Raw genomic sequence first — 15,091 nt, 5'->3', positions numbered from 1 at the left:
GCGTAACCGCTCGGTACCGAGTGCGGGAGCGCGCCCGAAAAGCCCTCGGCGTTGTCAGTGCACCGTCGTACGCTGGTATTCGAGAGGTTGTCGATCAGCGAGAACCCTGCAACGGGAGGTATGTGCAGGCCACAGTGCCGGCCCATGACTGAGACACCCACACACCCGCAGGCCCGCGCCCAGTTCACCGTTCCTGCTGTGCACCCGATGGTGACGGTTCTGGGTTCCAGCGACTCCCTGTTGCGCGTGATCGAGAAGGCATTCCCGGCCGTTGACATTCATGTCCGGGGGAATGAGGTCAGTGCGATCGGGGACGCGGCCGATGTCGCCCTGATCCAGCGCCTGTTCGACGAGATGATGCTGGTGCTCCGCACCGGACTGCCGATGACGGAGGACGCAGTGGAACGCTCGATCGCCATGCTCAGGGCGACCGCCAACGGCACCGCAGGGGAACTGGACACCGAGACCCCGGCCGAGGTGCTCACCCAGAACATCCTGTCCAGCCGCGGCCGGACCATCCGCCCCAAGACGCTCAACCAGAAGCGGTACGTCGACGCCATCGACAAGCACACCATCGTCTTCGCCATCGGCCCCGCCGGTACGGGCAAGACCTATCTCGCCATGGCCAAGGCGGTCCAGGCCCTGCAGTCCAAGCAGGTCAACCGGATCATCCTGACCAGGCCCGCTGTCGAGGCGGGTGAGCGGCTCGGCTTCCTGCCCGGCACGCTCTTCGAGAAGATCGACCCGTATCTGCGCCCGCTCTACGACGCACTGCACGACATGCTCGACCCCGACTCGATTCCGCGCCTGATGGCCGCGGGCACGATCGAGGTCGCCCCGCTGGCGTACATGCGAGGCCGCACGCTCAACGACGCGTTCATCATCCTGGACGAGGCGCAGAACACGAGCGCCGAGCAGATGAAGATGTTCCTGACGAGGCTCGGCTTCGACTCGAAGATCGTCGTCACGGGTGACGTGACCCAAGTCGACCTGCCGGGTGGGACGAAGAGCGGTCTGCGCCAGGTCCGGGAGATCCTGGACGAGGTCGAGGACGTGCACTTCTCCTTGCTCACGTCGCAGGATGTCGTCAGGCACAAGCTCGTCGGCCGTATCGTCGACGCGTACCAGCAGTACGACGACCGCAACGGGTCGTGACATTTTAAAGCGGGAGTAACCCAGCACCATGTCGATCGACGTCAACAACGAATCCGGAACCGAGGTCGACGAGCAGGCGATCCTCGACATCGCCCGCTACGCACTCACCCGGATGCGGATCCACCCGCTCTCCGAACTCTCGGTGATCGTCGTGGACACGGCCGCCATGGAGCAGCTCCACATGCAGTGGATGGACCTCCCCGGTCCGACCGATGTCATGTCCTTCCCGATGGACGAGCTCCGTCCGCCGTCACGGGACGATGACGCCGCGGAGCCCCCGCAGGGGCTCCTCGGCGACATCGTTCTCTGCCCGGAGGTCGCCAAGAAGCAGGGTGAGGACGCCGAGACGCAGCACTCCATGGACGAGGAGCTCCAGCTCCTGACCGTCCATGGCGTGCTGCATCTTCTCGGTTACGACCACGAGGAGCCGGACGAGAAGGCCGAGATGTTCGGACTCCAGGCGGCGATCGTCGACGGCTGGAGGTCGGAGAAAGGCATCACAGGTCCGTCGCCCGCACCGACAGTTTCATGACCGCGCAACTGATCATCGGTGCGGTCCTGCTGGTTGTCGTCGCCTGGCTGGCCGCCTGCGCGGAGGCGGGCCTCGCCCGAATCTCCAGCTTCCGGGCCGCCGAGGCCGTACGGTCCGGCCGGCGCGGCAGCGCCAAGCTGGCCCAGGTCGCCTCCGACCCGACCCGCTATCTCAACGTCGCCCTGCTGATGCGGGTCGCCTGCGAAATGGCCGCCGGCGTCCTCGTCACGTACGTCTGTCTGCAGGAGTTCGACGAGACGTGGGAGGCGCTGACCGTCGCCATTGGGGTGATGGTCCTCGTGTCGTACGTCGCCGTGGGCGTCTCGCCGCGCACCATCGGCCGCCAGCACCCGATCAACACGGCGACGGCGTCCGCGTACGTACTGCTCCCGCTCGCCCGGGTGATGGGCCCGATCCCGCAGCTGCTGATCCTCATCGGCAACGCGATGACCCCCGGCAAGGGCTTCCGCAAGGGCCCCTTCGCCAGTGAGGCCGAGCTGCGGGCGATGGTCGACCTGGCCGAGCAGGAGTCCCTGATCGAGGACGACGAGCGCCGCATGGTGCACTCCGTCTTCGAGCTCGGCGACACGCTCGTACGCGAAGTCATGGTCCCCAGGACCGACCTGATCTCCATCGAGCGCTTCAAGACGATCCGCCAGACCCTCACCCTCGCGCTGCGCTCCGGCTTCTCCCGCATCCCGGTGACCGGCGAGAACGAGGACGACATCGTCGGCATCGTCTACCTCAAGGACCTGGTCAGGAAGACCCACATCAACCGTGAGTCGGAGTCCGACCTGGTCTCCACCGCGATGCGCCCCGCCGTCTTCGTCCCCGACACGAAGAACGCGGGCGACCTGCTGCGCGAGATGCAGCAGGAGCGCAACCATGTCGCCGTCGTCATCGACGAGTACGGCGGCACGGCGGGCATCGTCACCATCGAGGACATCCTCGAAGAGATCGTCGGCGAGATCACCGACGAGTACGACCGTGAACTGCCGCCCGTGGAGGAGCTGGACGACGGCTGCTACCGGGTGACCGCCAGGCTCGACATCGGGGACCTCGGCGAGCTCTTCGGCTTCGACGAGTTCGACGACGAGGACGTGGAAACGGTCGGCGGCCTGCTCGCCAAGGCGCTCGGCCGCGTGCCGATCGCGGGCGCCTCCGCGACGGTGGCCCTCCCCGACGGGCGCTCTCTGCGCCTCACCGCGGAGTCCCCGGCCGGTCGCCGGAACAAGATCGTGACCGTGCTTGTGGAGCCGGAGGAGAAGGCAGCAGCATGACACCGCAGGAGCTCAGGGCGTTCTGTCTGGAATTCAACGCGGCGACGGAGGAGTTCCCCTTCGGCCCCGAGACGTCCGTCTTCAAGGTCCTCGGGAAGCTCTTCGCGCTGAGCTCGCTGGACGCCGAGCCTCTGACCGTGAACCTCAAGTGCGAGCCGGAGATCGCGGTGCAACTCCGCGAGGAGCACCCGGAGATCGTCCCCGGCTATCACATGAACAAGCGCCACTGGAACACGGTCACCGCCGACGGCTCGCTCCCGGACCGCATGGTCCGGGAGTTGATCGAGGACTCGTACGACCTGGTGGTGGCCGGCCTCCCGAAGGCGGAGCGCCTGCGGCTCGACCGGCCCTGAACCACCCGATCAGGCCCCCCGGTTACGGAGCCCCACCGCGATCAGCACGATCGCCGCGTCCACGGCGAGGACCGTATGTGCCACGGGCTGCGGCGGCTGATCGATACCTGGATGTCGTCGCCCAGTACAGGGCGGCCTGTTCCGAGCGCCTCGACGACGACTGATTCAGGGCGGTCGTCGAGGAGGCGAAGGAGCTGTCGCCGGAGTTCACGGAGCTCTGGGAGCGGCGGGACGTCGCGCCCGGCGGCCAGGTCCGCAAGGAGATGGAGCACCCCGTGGTCGGCACCCTGGTGGTGGAGTCGACACAGCTGCGCGTCCCGGCCCGCCCGGACCTGGCGATCGTGCTGCGCACCCGCTCGCCGAGGCGGACACGGCGGCCGAGCTGGAGTGCCTGGCCTCGCCGGAGGGGCGCCGCGGCTCGATGTAACCCGGTCGCGGGCTGACCGGCGGCCGCTCTTTATGCTCGGGCACATGACGACGCCTGAGCTCGATCCCGAGGACCGCAAGATCATCACCCTGGCGCGGAGCGCGCGGGCCCGTAACGGTGTGCCGGAGGGGGCGGCCGTACGGGACGAGACCGGCCGGACGTACGTCGCCGGGACGGTGGATCTCGACACCCTCAAGCTGAGCGCGCTGCGGACCGCTGTCGCGATGGCCGTGGCGAGCGGCGCGCAGTCGCTGGAGGCTGCGGCGGTGGTCACGGCGGCGGAGACGGCATCGGAGGAGGACCGCGCGGCGGTACGGGACCTGGGCGGGGCGGGGACGCGGGTGCTGGTGGCGGGGCCGGACGGTGCGCTCAGGGCGACGGTGACGGCCGGCTGACGGGCGCGGGTGCGCTGCGGGTTGCCTGCGGCGGACGCCGGACGGGCTGAAAGTTGCCGTAATTTCAGCCCCTCCGGCGTTTGAGGAGCGGGGTCTGGGGCGGAGCCCCGGCCGGCTCTGGTCGGGCAGGGGGCGTACATCGGGGAGAATGGCACGCATGAGCGCTCGCACCCAGTCTTCCGAGGCCCCCCACCGGGCCGGCTTCGCCTGCTTCGTAGGTCGTCCCAACGCGGGCAAGTCCACCCTGACGAATGCTCTGGTCGGCCAGAAGGTGGCCATCACCTCCAGCCGTCCGCAGACGACGCGCCACACCGTGCGCGGCATCGTGCACCGCCCCGACGCCCAGCTGATCCTGGTCGACACCCCGGGCCTCCACAAGCCGCGCACCCTGCTCGGCGAGCGGCTCAATGACGTCGTGCGCACCACCTGGGCCGAGGTCGACGTGATCGGCTTCTGCCTGCCCGCCGACCAGAAGCTCGGTCCCGGCGACAAGTTCATCGCCAAGGAACTTGCCGGCATCAAGAAGACGCCGAAGATCGCGATCGTCACGAAGACGGACCTCGTCGACTCCAAGCAGCTCGCGGAGCAGCTCATCGCCATCGACCAGCTCGGCAAGGAGCTCGGCATGGAGTGGGCCGAGATCGTGCCGGTCTCGGCCGTCGGCGACAAGCAGGTCTCCCTGCTCGCAGACCTCATCGCCCCGATGCTGCCGGAGAGCCCGCCGCTCTACCCGGAGGGCGACCTCACCGACGAGCCCGAGATGGTGATGGTCGCGGAGCTGATCCGCGAGGCCGCGCTCGAAGGCGTACGGGACGAGCTGCCGCACTCCATCGCGGTCGTCGTCGAGGAAATGCTGCCCCGCGAGGACCGCCCGGCCGACAGGCCACTGCTCGACATTCACGCGAACGTCTACATCGAGCGCCCCAGCCAGAAGGGCATCATCATCGGCCCGAAGGGCGCCCGCCTGAAGGAAGTCGGCATGAAGTCGCGCAAGCACATCGAGGCGCTGCTGGGTACGCCCGTCTTCCTGGACCTGCACGTGAAGGTCGCGAAGGACTGGCAGAGGGATCCGAAGCAGCTGCGCAAGCTCGGCTTCTGAGTCTGGGAGTGGCCGCCGCGGCGCTGCTCGGTACGCCGGCCACGCGGCGGCAGCCGCGCATTGATGCGGCCTCGACTTGTACGTGGAGGTCGCGAAGGGCTGGCAGAGGGATCCGAAGCAGCTGCGCAAGCTCGGCTTCTGAGTCTGGGGGTGGCCGCCGCGGCGCTGCTCGGCACGCCGGCCACGCGGCGGCAGCCGCGCATTGATGCAGCCTCGACCTGCACGTGAAGGTCGCGAAGGGCTGGCAGAGGGACCCGAAGCAGCTGCGCAAGCTCGGCTTCTGAGTCTGGGGGTGGCCGCCGCGGCGCTGCTCGGCACGCCGGCCACGCGGCGGCAGCCGCGCATTGATGCAGCCTCGACCTGCACGTGAAGGTCGCGAAGGGCTGGCAGAGGGACCCGAAGCAGCTGCGCAAGCTCGGCTTCTGAGGCCGGTCCCTGAGGCCGGGGCGCCCTAGTCCACGCCCCGGATGCGTACGACCAGCACCGCGCCCACCAGCCCAACCCCCGCCGCCACCAGGTACAGCGTCGTGTAGCCGCCCAGGTGTGTGACGATCGGGGCGGCCACCGCCGGGGCCGCGACCTGGGGGAGGGCGTTTGCGATGTTGATGACGCCCAGGTCCTTGCCGCGGTGTGCGGCGGCCGGCAGTACGTCCGTCATCAGCGCGAAGTCGACCGACGTGAAAACGCCGAAGCCGACGCCCAGGAGCGCCGCCGCGACCAGCGCCCCCGTCCACGTCTGCCAGCCCGCCAGCATCGCCGTGGCGGCCGCCATCAGGACGCCCGCCCACAGTACGAACGGCTTGCGGCGGCCCGTACGGTCCGACCACACCCCGCCCACGACGACCGTCGTCAGCAGCAGCGCCCCGTTGACGGCGGTCAGGACGAGGACGCCGTCCTCCGGGTTGTCGTACTTCAGTTCGTCGCGCAGGTAGTAGAGCAGGTAGAGCAGCGCGATCGAGTTGCCGAGGTTGATCAGGAAGCGGGTCAGCCAGGCCCAGCCCAGATCGGGATGGCGGCGCGGCGAGATCCAGAAGCCGCGCAGGAAGGGCCGCCATGCGAACGGCTGCCGTTCCGGGAGGACCACATCCCTGTGGCGCAGTACGTACGGCAGGACGCCCAGCACCGTGAACCCCGCGCACGCCACATACCCCGCCGCAATCCCGCCCGCCACGGTCGCAAGCCCCGTCCCGGCCACCACGCCGAGGACCTGCGCCGCCCCCAGCCACCCTCCGACCGCGCCGCGCTGCCCGTGCGGCACCCGGTCGGGGACGGCGGCCGTGACGGCGGCGAAGGCGGCGTTGAGGGCGAGCTGGACCAGGCACCAGCCGAGCGCCATGACGCCGACGCTGCGGGCGGCCGAAAGCAGGACCAGCGCCGCAGCCCCGCCCAGCACCCCGGCCACGATCCACGGCGTACGGCGGCCGAATCGTGAAGCCGTACGGTCCGACAGCGCGCCGAACACCGGATTGGCGACCAGCGAAACGGCCGCCCCCATGCCCGTGACCCAGGCCAGCACCGTCTCCTTCGAGGTTCCGGCCGGGGCGAGCTCCGCCGCCTGGAGGGCGAGGAGGATCTGGAGGGGCCCGTACCAGCCGACCCAGATCGCCCCGTTCGCGAGGGACAGCGACGCCGTCCAGCAGCGCCCGACCGGGACGGTCGGCTCGGCAAAGGCCGAAAGGGCTGAGGGGGCCGAAGGAGACGCTTCGGCGCCCTCGTCCGCCGAAGCTGTCGTCGTCACGCCCGTTGCCCGCGCAACGCGTCCCGCAGCCAGTGGAACGACGCCTTCGGGGTACGGGCCAGCGTCTCGTAGTCGATGTGCACGAGGCCGAAGCGCTGGGCGTTCCCCTCGGCCCACTCGAAGTTGTCCATCAGGGACCACACGAAGTAGCCGCGTACGTCTACGCCCGCCTCCATCGCCCGGTGCAGCGCCCGCAGATGGCCGTCGATGTACGTGATCCGCTCCTGGTCGTCCAGGCCGTCGTACGAGCAGCCGTTCTCGGTGATGACCACCGGGGGAAGCCGGTCGCCGTACCGCTCGCGGAAGGACGTCAGCAGCTCGGTCAGGGCGTCGGGGACCACCGGCCAGCCGAAGGCGGTCCGCGGGTAGCCCTCGATCTCCCGTACCGAGAAGGGCATGTCCGGCGGTACCTCGATGCCCGCGAAGTCGCTCGGCAGGTCCCCGTCAGGAGCCCCGACGAGGGTCGGCTGGTAGTAGTTGACCCCGTACCAGTCCAGCCGCTGCGAGATGACGTCCAGGTCGTCCGCCACAGGGCCCGGCAGCATCTCGGCGATCCCGTCCGGATACCGCCCCAGCAGCAGTGGGTCGGCGAAGAGCCGGTTGAGCAGCAGGTCGTAGAAGTCCGCCGCGCTCTTGTCCGGGCCGGAGCCGGAAGCCGCCCACGTCGGCCCGTGCGAGTTGGCGATCCCGATACTGTCCGCGCCCCTCGCACGCAGCGCCTGTACGGCGAGACCGTGCCCGAGCAGCTGGTGGTGGGCGGCGGGCAGCGCGTCGAAGAGCAGCCGCTTGCCGGGGGCGTGCTCGCCCAGCCCGTACCCCAGCAGGGTCAGCTCGGCGGGCTCGTTCAGTGTGATCCAGCGGTCCACGCGGTCGCCGAGCCGGGCGGCCACCACATCGGCGTACTCCGCGAACCGCCGGGCCGTGTCCCGCCGGAGCCAGCCACCGCGTTCCTCCAGCGCCAGCGGGGTGTCCCAGTGGAAGAGGGTCGGCACGGGCCGTACGCCCGCCGCGCACAGCTCGTCGACGAGCCGGTCGTAGAAGTCGAGGCCCGCCTTGTTGACCGCCCCGGCACCCTCCGGTAACACCCGCGCCCAGGCCACTGAGAAGCGGTACGCCCCGGCTCCGAGCTCCTTGAGCAGCGCCACGTCCTCCGGGTACCGGTGATAGTGGTCGGTCGCGACGAGGGCGTCCGACCCGTCCCGGATGCGCCCCGGCTCGGCCGCGAAGGCGTCCCAGGTCGTGCGCCCGCGCCCGTCCTCGTCGACGGCGCCCTCGATCTGCTGCGCCGAAGTGGACACTCCCCAGAGGAAGTCGGCGGGGAAACGGGGCAGCGGCGAAGGCGGCAGCGTTGTCATGCAGCGATGCTCGGTACCGCCGGTAACCCTGTCAATGGGCGTGCACGGGTCCTGTCGCCCCGACCGTCGCCGCTACGCGCCCTCTTTCAGGACCCGCGAGATGAGCCGGCTCTGTGCGTCGGTCAGTCGTGGGTCCGCGCAGTAGACGGTCTTCCCGTCGACCGTGATCTGGTAGCTGAATCCGTCCGGCACGCCGACGGGCGGCGTGCCCCGGCCGTCGGCCACCGCCGCTTCGGCCAGAGCCTGCCACTCACGGGCGTCGGGCCGTCCCGAGGTTTCCACCTCGGCATGGCGCTCGATACCGGCGAATCCTCCCGTGCGCCTTACCTGAATACGCATGGGTCCCGTTCTAATACGGATACGGCCGGGCCGAAAGGTACTAGCCGGTAGGAACCCCCACCTGGGACCACGCCTTCAGCAGAGCCTCCTGCTCCTCCCCGTCACCGAAACGGGCCTGCGCGGCGGCCACCGTGGCGCGGGCGAAGTCCGTGAAACTCGCGTCGACCTGGAGCCCGCCCGAGGTCAGCGTGTCGTACCAGATCTGCCCCGGCCGCTCCCACGCCTTCCCGCCGAGACCGGTGGCGAGCAGGTAGAAGGCGTGGTTGGGGATGCCGGAGTTGATGTGCACGCCGCCGTTGTCCCGGCCCGTACGGACGTAGTCGTCCATCGTCGCCGGCTGCGGGTCCTTGCCGAGCACATCGTCGTCGTACGCCGTTCCGGGCGCCTTCATGGAGCGCAGGGCCACTCCGGTGACGCGCTCGGCCAGCAGGCCCGCGCCGATCAGCCAGTCGGCCCGGTCGGCGGTCTGGTCGTTCACGTACTGCTTGACGAGGGAACCGAAGACGTCGGACACGGACTCGTTGAGTGCGCCCGGCTGGCCGAAGTACGTGAAGTTGGCCGTGTACTGCGTCAGGCCGTGGGCCAGCTCGTGGGCGAGGACGTCCACGGGGAGGGTGAAGTCGAGGAAGATCTCGCCGTCACCGTCGCCGAAGACCATCTGATCGCCGTCCCAGAAGGCGTTCCCGTACTTCTCGTCGAAGTGGACGGTCGCGATCAGGGGCAGGCCGTTGCCGTCGATCGAGTTGCGCCCGAAGGCCTTCATCAGGAGCTCGAAGGTCGCCCCCAGGCCCGCGTACGCGCGGTTGACGGTCGAGTCCTGGCCCGGCTCGTCGCCCTCGCCGCGGACTTTGGTGCCGGGCAGCTCCTTGCGGTGCTCGGCGTCGTAGATGGTGCGGTGAACTGCCTTCTCGGCGTCCGCAGCGCCTTCGGGCGGGGCGAGGGCGGTGGCGCCGAGAACGGTGGTCAGCCGGCGGTGGGTGCGCTGCGCGGCGTCCGCTTCGAGGGTGCGGCGGGCGGGCCCGGCGAGCGCGGGGTCCTCGGCCTGGGCGAGCTTGTCGAGGACGTGGGGCGGCACGATCGTGCAGAAGATGGGATGAGTGGCCTTCATGGCGGCAATGTGGCACTGGGTCATGCCGCTGTCACTACCTGCGACCGCGATTGATGCAATCGAGTGAAGGGTCACTCTTTGCCCGTTATGGCCGGTGATCCCGCATACTGATACGGGGCCGGATTTCTGGACGTCCCTGGGCTAGGCTGCGGCACATCATGCGTTTCGGGCTGCTTCTCCTTAGCTGCCGCGGCGAGGGCCTGTAGTTGTAGGCCGACCCCCTCCCCGCGGGATTTGGTGCTGCAGCGACACAGTCGGCCTCCCCCAAGCTCTTGAAGAGCGCAGGGGGTACCCCCTCCCCGCTGGATCCCGAGGAGCCCTACGCAGATGTCCATCACCGTTGGCCGTCAGACGCCGATCACCAATGCCACCCAGATGCAGAAGCCGTCCGGGATGCCGATCCACAAGTACGGCCCGTACGAGGCCGTCGACATCGCCGACCGCACCTGGCCGGACAACCGGATCACCAAGGCCCCCCGCTGGCTGTCCACCGATCTGCGCGACGGCAACCAGGCCCTGATCGACCCCATGTCGCCCGCCCGCAAGCGCGAGATGTTCGACCTGCTCGTGCGCATGGGCTACAAGGAGATCGAGGTCGGCTTCCCGTCCTCCGGCGAGACCGACTTCAACTTCGTACGCTCCATCATCGAAGAGGGCGCGATCCCCGAGGACGTGACGATCTCCGTCCTGACGCAGGCGCGCGAGGAGCTGATCGAGCGCACCGTCGAGTCGCTGGTCGGCGCCCGCCGGGCCACCGTCCACCTGTACAACGCCACCGCCCCCACCTTCCGCCGGGTCGTCTTCCGCGGATCGAAGGAGCAGGTCAAGCAGATCGCCGTGGACGGTACGCGGCTGGTCGTGGAGTACGCCGAGAAGCTGCTGGACCCGGAGACGATCTTCGGCTACCAGTACAGCCCGGAGATCTTCACCGACACGGAGCTGGACTTCGCCCTGGAGGTCTGCGAGGGCGTCATGGACGTCTGGCAGCCGGAAGAGGGCCGCGAGATCATCCTCAACCTGCCCGCCACCGTGGAGCGTTCGACGCCGTCCACGCACGCGGACCGTTTCGAGTGGATGTCCCGCAACCTGTCGCGCCGTGAGTACGTGTGCCTGTCCGTGCACCCGCACAACGACCGCGGCACCGCCGTCGCCGCCGCCGAACTGGCCATCATGGCGGGCGCCGACCGCATCGAGGGCTGCCTGTTCGGACAGGGCGAGCGGACCGGCAACGTCGACCTGGTGACGCTGGGCATGAACCTGTTCTCCCAGGGCGTCGACCCGCAGATCGACTTCTCGCAGATCGACGACATCCGCCGCACCAGCGAGTACTGCAACCAGATGGAGGTCCACCCGCGCCACCCCTACGCGGGCGACCTGGTCTACACCGCCTTCTCCGGCTCCCACCAGGACGCCATCAAGAAGGGCTTCGACGCCATGGAGGCCCAGGCGGCCGCCGCAGGCAAGACGGTCGACGACATCGAGTGGGCCGTGCCGTACCTGCCGATCGACCCGAAGGACGTGGGCCGCTCCTACGAGGCGGTCATCCGGGTCAACTCGCAGTCCGGCAAGGGCGGTATCGCGTACGTCCTGAAGAACGACCACAAGCTGGACCTGCCGCGCCGCATGCAGATCGAGTTCTCCCGGATCATCCAGGCCAAGACGGATGCCGAGGGCGGCGAGGTCACGCCGAAGGCGATCTGGTCGGTCTTCCAGGACGAGTACCTGCCCAACCCGGAGAACGCTGCGGCTCGATGGGGACGCATCCAGCTGCGCTCCGGCCAGACGACCACCGACAAGGACGGCACCGACACCCTCACCGTCGAGGCGGTCGTGGACGGCACGGACACCGTGCTGACCGGCTCCGGCAACGGTCCGATCTCGGCCTTCTTCGAGGCGCTGGGCGCGGTGGGCGTGGACGCGAGGCTGCTGGACTACCAGGAGCACACGATGAGCGAGGGCGCGTCCGCGCAGGCCGCCTCGTACATCGAGTGCGCGATCGACGGAAAGGTCCTGTGGGGCATCGGCATCGACGCCAACACCACGCGTGCGTCGCTGAAGGCGGTCGTCTCCGCGGTCAACAGGGCTGCTCGCCAGTAAAGCTGGATTCCGCCCTGACCTGAGGTTTTCCCGGCCCCGTTCACCCGCGGAGGTGGGCGGGGCCGCTTCATGTCGTGACAGGGTGCTGACGCGGCATCACTGATGTGGCTAACATCACGTCAACGCGGCAGCGTTGCCGCGAGCGTACGGGGGAGTTACGGAGGTGCGACGTGGTGCCGGCCCAAGGCCCGAAACGATGCGTTTGGGGCATTCGCACCGCTTGGAACACTGTCGGCGACGGTGACTTCTTCTGTCCCGATTGCGGCGGAGACCGCAATTACCGCCGCCGGACAGGACGCAGGCGCTTCACCGTCCTCGGTGTCCCACTGCTGCCGCGCGGTTACGCGGGCCCGGTCATCGAATGCGCCGCCTGCCAGACCCACTTCGGCACCGAGGCACTCGACCACCCCACCACGGTCCGCTTCTCCGCGATGCTCCGCGACGCCGTCCACACCGTGGCCCTCGCCGTCCTCGCCGCGGGCGGCACGTCCTCCCGTACGGTCAGACTCACCGCGGTGGCCGCCGTGCGCGCCGCGGGCTTCGAAGACTGCACCGAGGGCCAGCTGACCGCCCTCATCGAGGCCCTCGCAGCCGACACCGGGCGCCTTCCCGGGCAGTACGAAGGGACCGCCGAGCCTTGCGGTGCGGCGCTCGCCATCGAGCTGCACGAAGCGCTCGAACCACTCGCGCCGCACCTCGCCCCCGCAGGCCGGGAATCCATCCTGCTGCAGGGCGCCGCCATCGCCCTCGCGGACGGCCCGTACAGCCCGGCCGAACGCGAGGTACTGACGATCGTCGGCGGCGCGCTGCTGATCTGCCCGGACGACACCTCCCGGCTGCTGGCGGCCGCCCGTACGCCGTCCTGATCCGGCGCCTGCTCCGGGGGAGCGAGGCGGCCCTCCGGCCGCCCCCTCGGCTCAGTCCTGGGCCGAGGACGCCCGCAGCATCGCGTCACGGTCGACGATCTTGACCCGCTCGCGGCCTTCGGCGGCGCCCAGCGCCCGCTCTGCGCTGTCCAGGCGGTGCCAGCCCTCCCATGTCGTGTACGCGACGCCCTTGCCCTCCAGGAAGGCCGTCACGGCCTCCTCGGCGGGTGCGGCGGGGGTGTGCAGCCTGCCCGCGCCGTGGTCCTCCAGAAGGTTGGCCACCGTTTCGTTCGCGTCGCCCTTCGTGTGGCCGATGAGGCCGATCGGGCCGCGCTTGATCCAGCCCGTGACGTACGTCGACCGGAGGTGCTCGCCACCCTCCTCGATGACCCGTCCGCCCTCGTGCGGGACGGTCCCGGACACGCAGTCGAAGGGCAGCTTGGGGAGCTCGTCGGAGAGGTAGCCGACCGCACGGTAGACGGCCTGCACGTCCCAGGTGTGCGTCTCGCCCGTCCCGGTGACATTGCCGGTGCCGTCCAGTTGGGTCCGCTCGGTACGCAGACCGACGACCTTGCCGTCCTCGCCGACGACCTCGGTGGGCGACTCGAAGAAGTGCAGGAACAGCTTGTGGGGCCGGTCGCCGATGTCCCGGATCGCCCAGTTCTCCAGCGTCTTGGCGACCATGTCCGCCTGCTTGTTGGCACGGCGGGTGGCGATGCTGCCGTCGTCGTAGTCGATGTCCTCGGGGTTGACGATGACCTCGATGTTGGGGGAGTGGTCGAGCTCCCGCAGCTCCATGGGGCTGAACTTGGCCTGCGCGGGACCGCGCCGCCCGAAGACGTGCACTTCGAGCGCCTTGTTGGCGGCGAGACCGTCGTACACATTCGGCGGGATCTCGGTCGGAAGCAGCTCGTCGGCCGTCTTCGCGAGAATGCGGGCCACGTCGAGAGCGACGTTGCCGACACCCAGCACGGCCACCTTCTCGGCCTCCAGCGGCCAGGTGCGCGGCACGTCCGGGTGGCCGTCGTACCAGGAGACGAAGTCGGCCGCCCCGTAGGAGCCGTCGAGTTCGATGCCGGGGATGTCCATCGCCCGGTCGGCGCTCGCGCCGGTGGAGAAGATCACCGCGTCGTAGAACGCGCGGAGATCGTCCAGGCCGATGTCGGAGGGGTAGTCGACGTTGCCGAACAGGCGGATCTGCGGCTTGTCCAGGACCTGGTGCAGGGCGGTGATGATGCCCTTGATGCGGGGGTGGTCGGGCGCGACGCCGTACCGGATCAGCCCGAAGGGCGCCGGCATCCGCTCGAAGAGGTCGATGGACACCCCGGGATCGGAGGCCGCCTCGGACTTCAGCAAGGCGTCGGCGGCGTAAATACCGGCGGGGCCGGCACCGACTATCGCGATCCGCAGGGCGCGGGGCATGGGGGTTCCCTTCGAGCGGAGACAGCTGTTCGCCTGCCACCCTGTCAAACGAAATGCCTGCTCAGGTACCTGGCCCCCACCTATGACCACATAAGCCAGACTTATGGCTTCCCAAAGAGGCCCTATAAAACACTGCCCGACCGGGCCCGCAGGCGGTGTACGGGAGAATGAACGTATGAGCCTGTTCCGTGATGACGGCATCGTCCTACGCACCCAGAAGCTGGGTGAAGCGGACCGCATCATCACGCTGCTCACTCGCGGTCACGGCCGCGTACGCGCCGTCGCGCGCGGGGTCCGGCGGACCAAGTCGAAGTTCGGGGCGCGGCTGGAGCCCTTCTCGCACGTCGACGTGCAGTTCTTCTCGCGCGGCAGCGAACTCGTCGGCCGCGGCCTGCCGCTGTGCACACAGAGCGAGACGATCGCCCCGTACGGCGGCGGAATCGTCACGGACTATGCCCGCTACACGGCGGGCACGGCCATGCTGGAGACCGCCGAGCGGTTCACCGACCACGAGGGCGAGCCCGCCGTACAGCAGTACCTGCTGCTCGTCGGCGCCCTGCGCACCCTGGCCCGCGGCGAGCACGCACCGAACCTCATTCTCGACGCCTTCCTGCTGCGCTCGCTGGCCGTCAACGGCTACGCGCCCAGCTTCACGGACTGCGCGAGGTGCGGCCTGCACGGACCGAACCGGTTCTTTTCGGTCGCAGCGGGCGGGGTCATATGCGGCGACTGCCGGGTGCCCGGAAGCGTCGTACCCTCGGCGGAGGCCGTCGGTCTGCTCAGCGCGCTGCTCACGGGGGACTGGGAGACGGCGGACCGCTGCGAGCCGAGGCACGTCAGGGAGGGCAGCGGGCTGGTGTCGGCGTATCTGCACTGGCACTTGGAGCGCGGACTGCGCTCGCTGCGGTACGTAGAGAAGTGAATT

At 69.3% G+C, this 15,091-nt stretch carries 14 protein-coding genes and 1 pseudogene; 10 read left to right on the top strand and 5 right to left on the bottom strand.

Features of this window, described 5'->3' with window-relative positions; genetic code table 11:
* Positions 1-144 precede the first annotated feature (144 nt).
* The 7 genes and pseudogenes from PXH83_RS08075 (at position 145) to era (ending at position 5,241) form a co-directional block, all read left to right on the top strand.
* Positions 145-1,155, top strand: a complete 1,011-nt coding sequence (locus PXH83_RS08075; protein ID WP_274558272.1) for a PhoH family protein — start codon at positions 145-147, stop codon at positions 1,153-1,155.
* Between the two features lie 28 nt (positions 1,156-1,183).
* Positions 1,184-1,687: an rRNA maturation RNase YbeY gene (ybeY, locus tag PXH83_RS08070; RefSeq protein WP_274558270.1), complete on the top strand. Its 504-nt coding sequence runs from the start codon at positions 1,184-1,186 to the stop codon at positions 1,685-1,687.
* Entirely contained in the window at positions 1,684-2,967 is a 1,284-nt protein-coding gene (locus PXH83_RS08065; RefSeq protein ID WP_274558267.1) for a hemolysin family protein, read from the top strand. The genes ybeY and PXH83_RS08065 overlap by 4 nt, the downstream gene beginning before the upstream one ends.
* A complete protein-coding gene (locus tag PXH83_RS08060; protein ID WP_274558265.1) occupies positions 2,964-3,320 on the top strand; it encodes an MmcQ/YjbR family DNA-binding protein in 357 nt (118 codons plus the stop codon). The genes PXH83_RS08065 and PXH83_RS08060 overlap by 4 nt, the downstream gene beginning before the upstream one ends.
* A gap of 113 nt (positions 3,321-3,433) precedes the next feature.
* Positions 3,434-3,747 (top strand): annotated as a pseudogene (locus PXH83_RS08055) (MmyB family transcriptional regulator); the annotation flags it as partial.
* 44 nt (positions 3,748-3,791) lie between these two features.
* Positions 3,792-4,142, top strand: a complete 351-nt coding sequence (locus tag PXH83_RS08050; RefSeq protein ID WP_214917598.1) for a cytidine deaminase — start codon at positions 3,792-3,794, stop codon at positions 4,140-4,142.
* A 148-nt stretch (positions 4,143-4,290) separates the two neighbouring features.
* Positions 4,291-5,241 carry a GTPase Era gene (gene era, locus PXH83_RS08045; RefSeq protein WP_420803128.1) on the top strand — a complete coding sequence of 317 codons (951 nt, stop codon included), beginning with the start codon at positions 4,291-4,293 and terminating at the stop codon, positions 5,239-5,241.
* Positions 5,242-5,692: 451 nt separating this feature from the next.
* On the opposite strand, the gene PXH83_RS08040 is transcribed toward era, so the two are convergent.
* From PXH83_RS08040 to PXH83_RS08025, 4 genes are all read right to left on the bottom strand, one after another.
* Positions 5,693-6,979 (bottom strand): MFS transporter, encoded by a 1,287-nt coding sequence (locus PXH83_RS08040; protein WP_274558260.1) that lies wholly within the window; start codon positions 6,977-6,979, stop codon positions 5,693-5,695.
* Positions 6,976-8,334, bottom strand: coding sequence for a GH1 family beta-glucosidase (locus PXH83_RS08035; protein WP_274558258.1), 1,359 nt, complete (start codon positions 8,332-8,334; stop codon positions 6,976-6,978). Before PXH83_RS08035 ends, PXH83_RS08040 begins: the two co-directional genes overlap by 4 nt.
* A gap of 72 nt (positions 8,335-8,406) precedes the next feature.
* On the bottom strand, positions 8,407-8,673 hold the full coding sequence (locus tag PXH83_RS08030; protein WP_274558255.1) for a protealysin inhibitor emfourin: 267 nt from the start codon (positions 8,671-8,673) through the stop codon (positions 8,407-8,409).
* Positions 8,674-8,713: 40 nt separating this feature from the next.
* Positions 8,714-9,781: a M4 family metallopeptidase gene (locus tag PXH83_RS08025; protein ID WP_274558253.1), complete on the bottom strand. Its 1,068-nt coding sequence runs from the start codon at positions 9,779-9,781 to the stop codon at positions 8,714-8,716.
* Positions 9,782-10,108: 327 nt separating this feature from the next.
* On the opposite strand from PXH83_RS08025, the gene leuA reads away from it, so the two are divergent.
* Both leuA and PXH83_RS08015 read left to right on the top strand, forming a co-directional pair.
* Positions 10,109-11,878 (top strand): 2-isopropylmalate synthase, encoded by a 1,770-nt coding sequence (gene leuA, locus PXH83_RS08020; protein ID WP_274558250.1) that lies wholly within the window; start codon positions 10,109-10,111, stop codon positions 11,876-11,878.
* A gap of 170 nt (positions 11,879-12,048) precedes the next feature.
* Entirely contained in the window at positions 12,049-12,744 is a 696-nt protein-coding gene (locus tag PXH83_RS08015; RefSeq protein WP_274558248.1) for a TerB family tellurite resistance protein, read from the top strand.
* A gap of 51 nt (positions 12,745-12,795) precedes the next feature.
* Here the strand turns inward: PXH83_RS08015 and PXH83_RS08010 are convergent, their stop codons facing one another.
* Positions 12,796-14,166 carry an FAD-dependent oxidoreductase gene (locus PXH83_RS08010; RefSeq protein ID WP_274558245.1) on the bottom strand — a complete coding sequence of 457 codons (1,371 nt, stop codon included), beginning with the start codon at positions 14,164-14,166 and terminating at the stop codon, positions 12,796-12,798.
* Between the two features lie 175 nt (positions 14,167-14,341).
* On the opposite strand from PXH83_RS08010, the gene recO reads away from it, so the two are divergent.
* Positions 14,342-15,088 carry a DNA repair protein RecO gene (gene recO / locus PXH83_RS08005; protein ID WP_214917534.1) on the top strand — a complete coding sequence of 249 codons (747 nt, stop codon included), beginning with the start codon at positions 14,342-14,344 and terminating at the stop codon, positions 15,086-15,088.
* Positions 15,089-15,091 lie beyond the last annotated feature (3 nt).

Origin of the sequence: Streptomyces spiramyceticus (assembly GCF_028807635.1) — a bacterium.
GTDB lineage: Bacteria > Actinomycetota > Actinomycetes > Streptomycetales > Streptomycetaceae > Streptomyces > Streptomyces spiramyceticus.
Note: the sequence above shows the minus strand (reverse complement) of the source record. Positions and strands in the feature narration are given on the sequence as shown.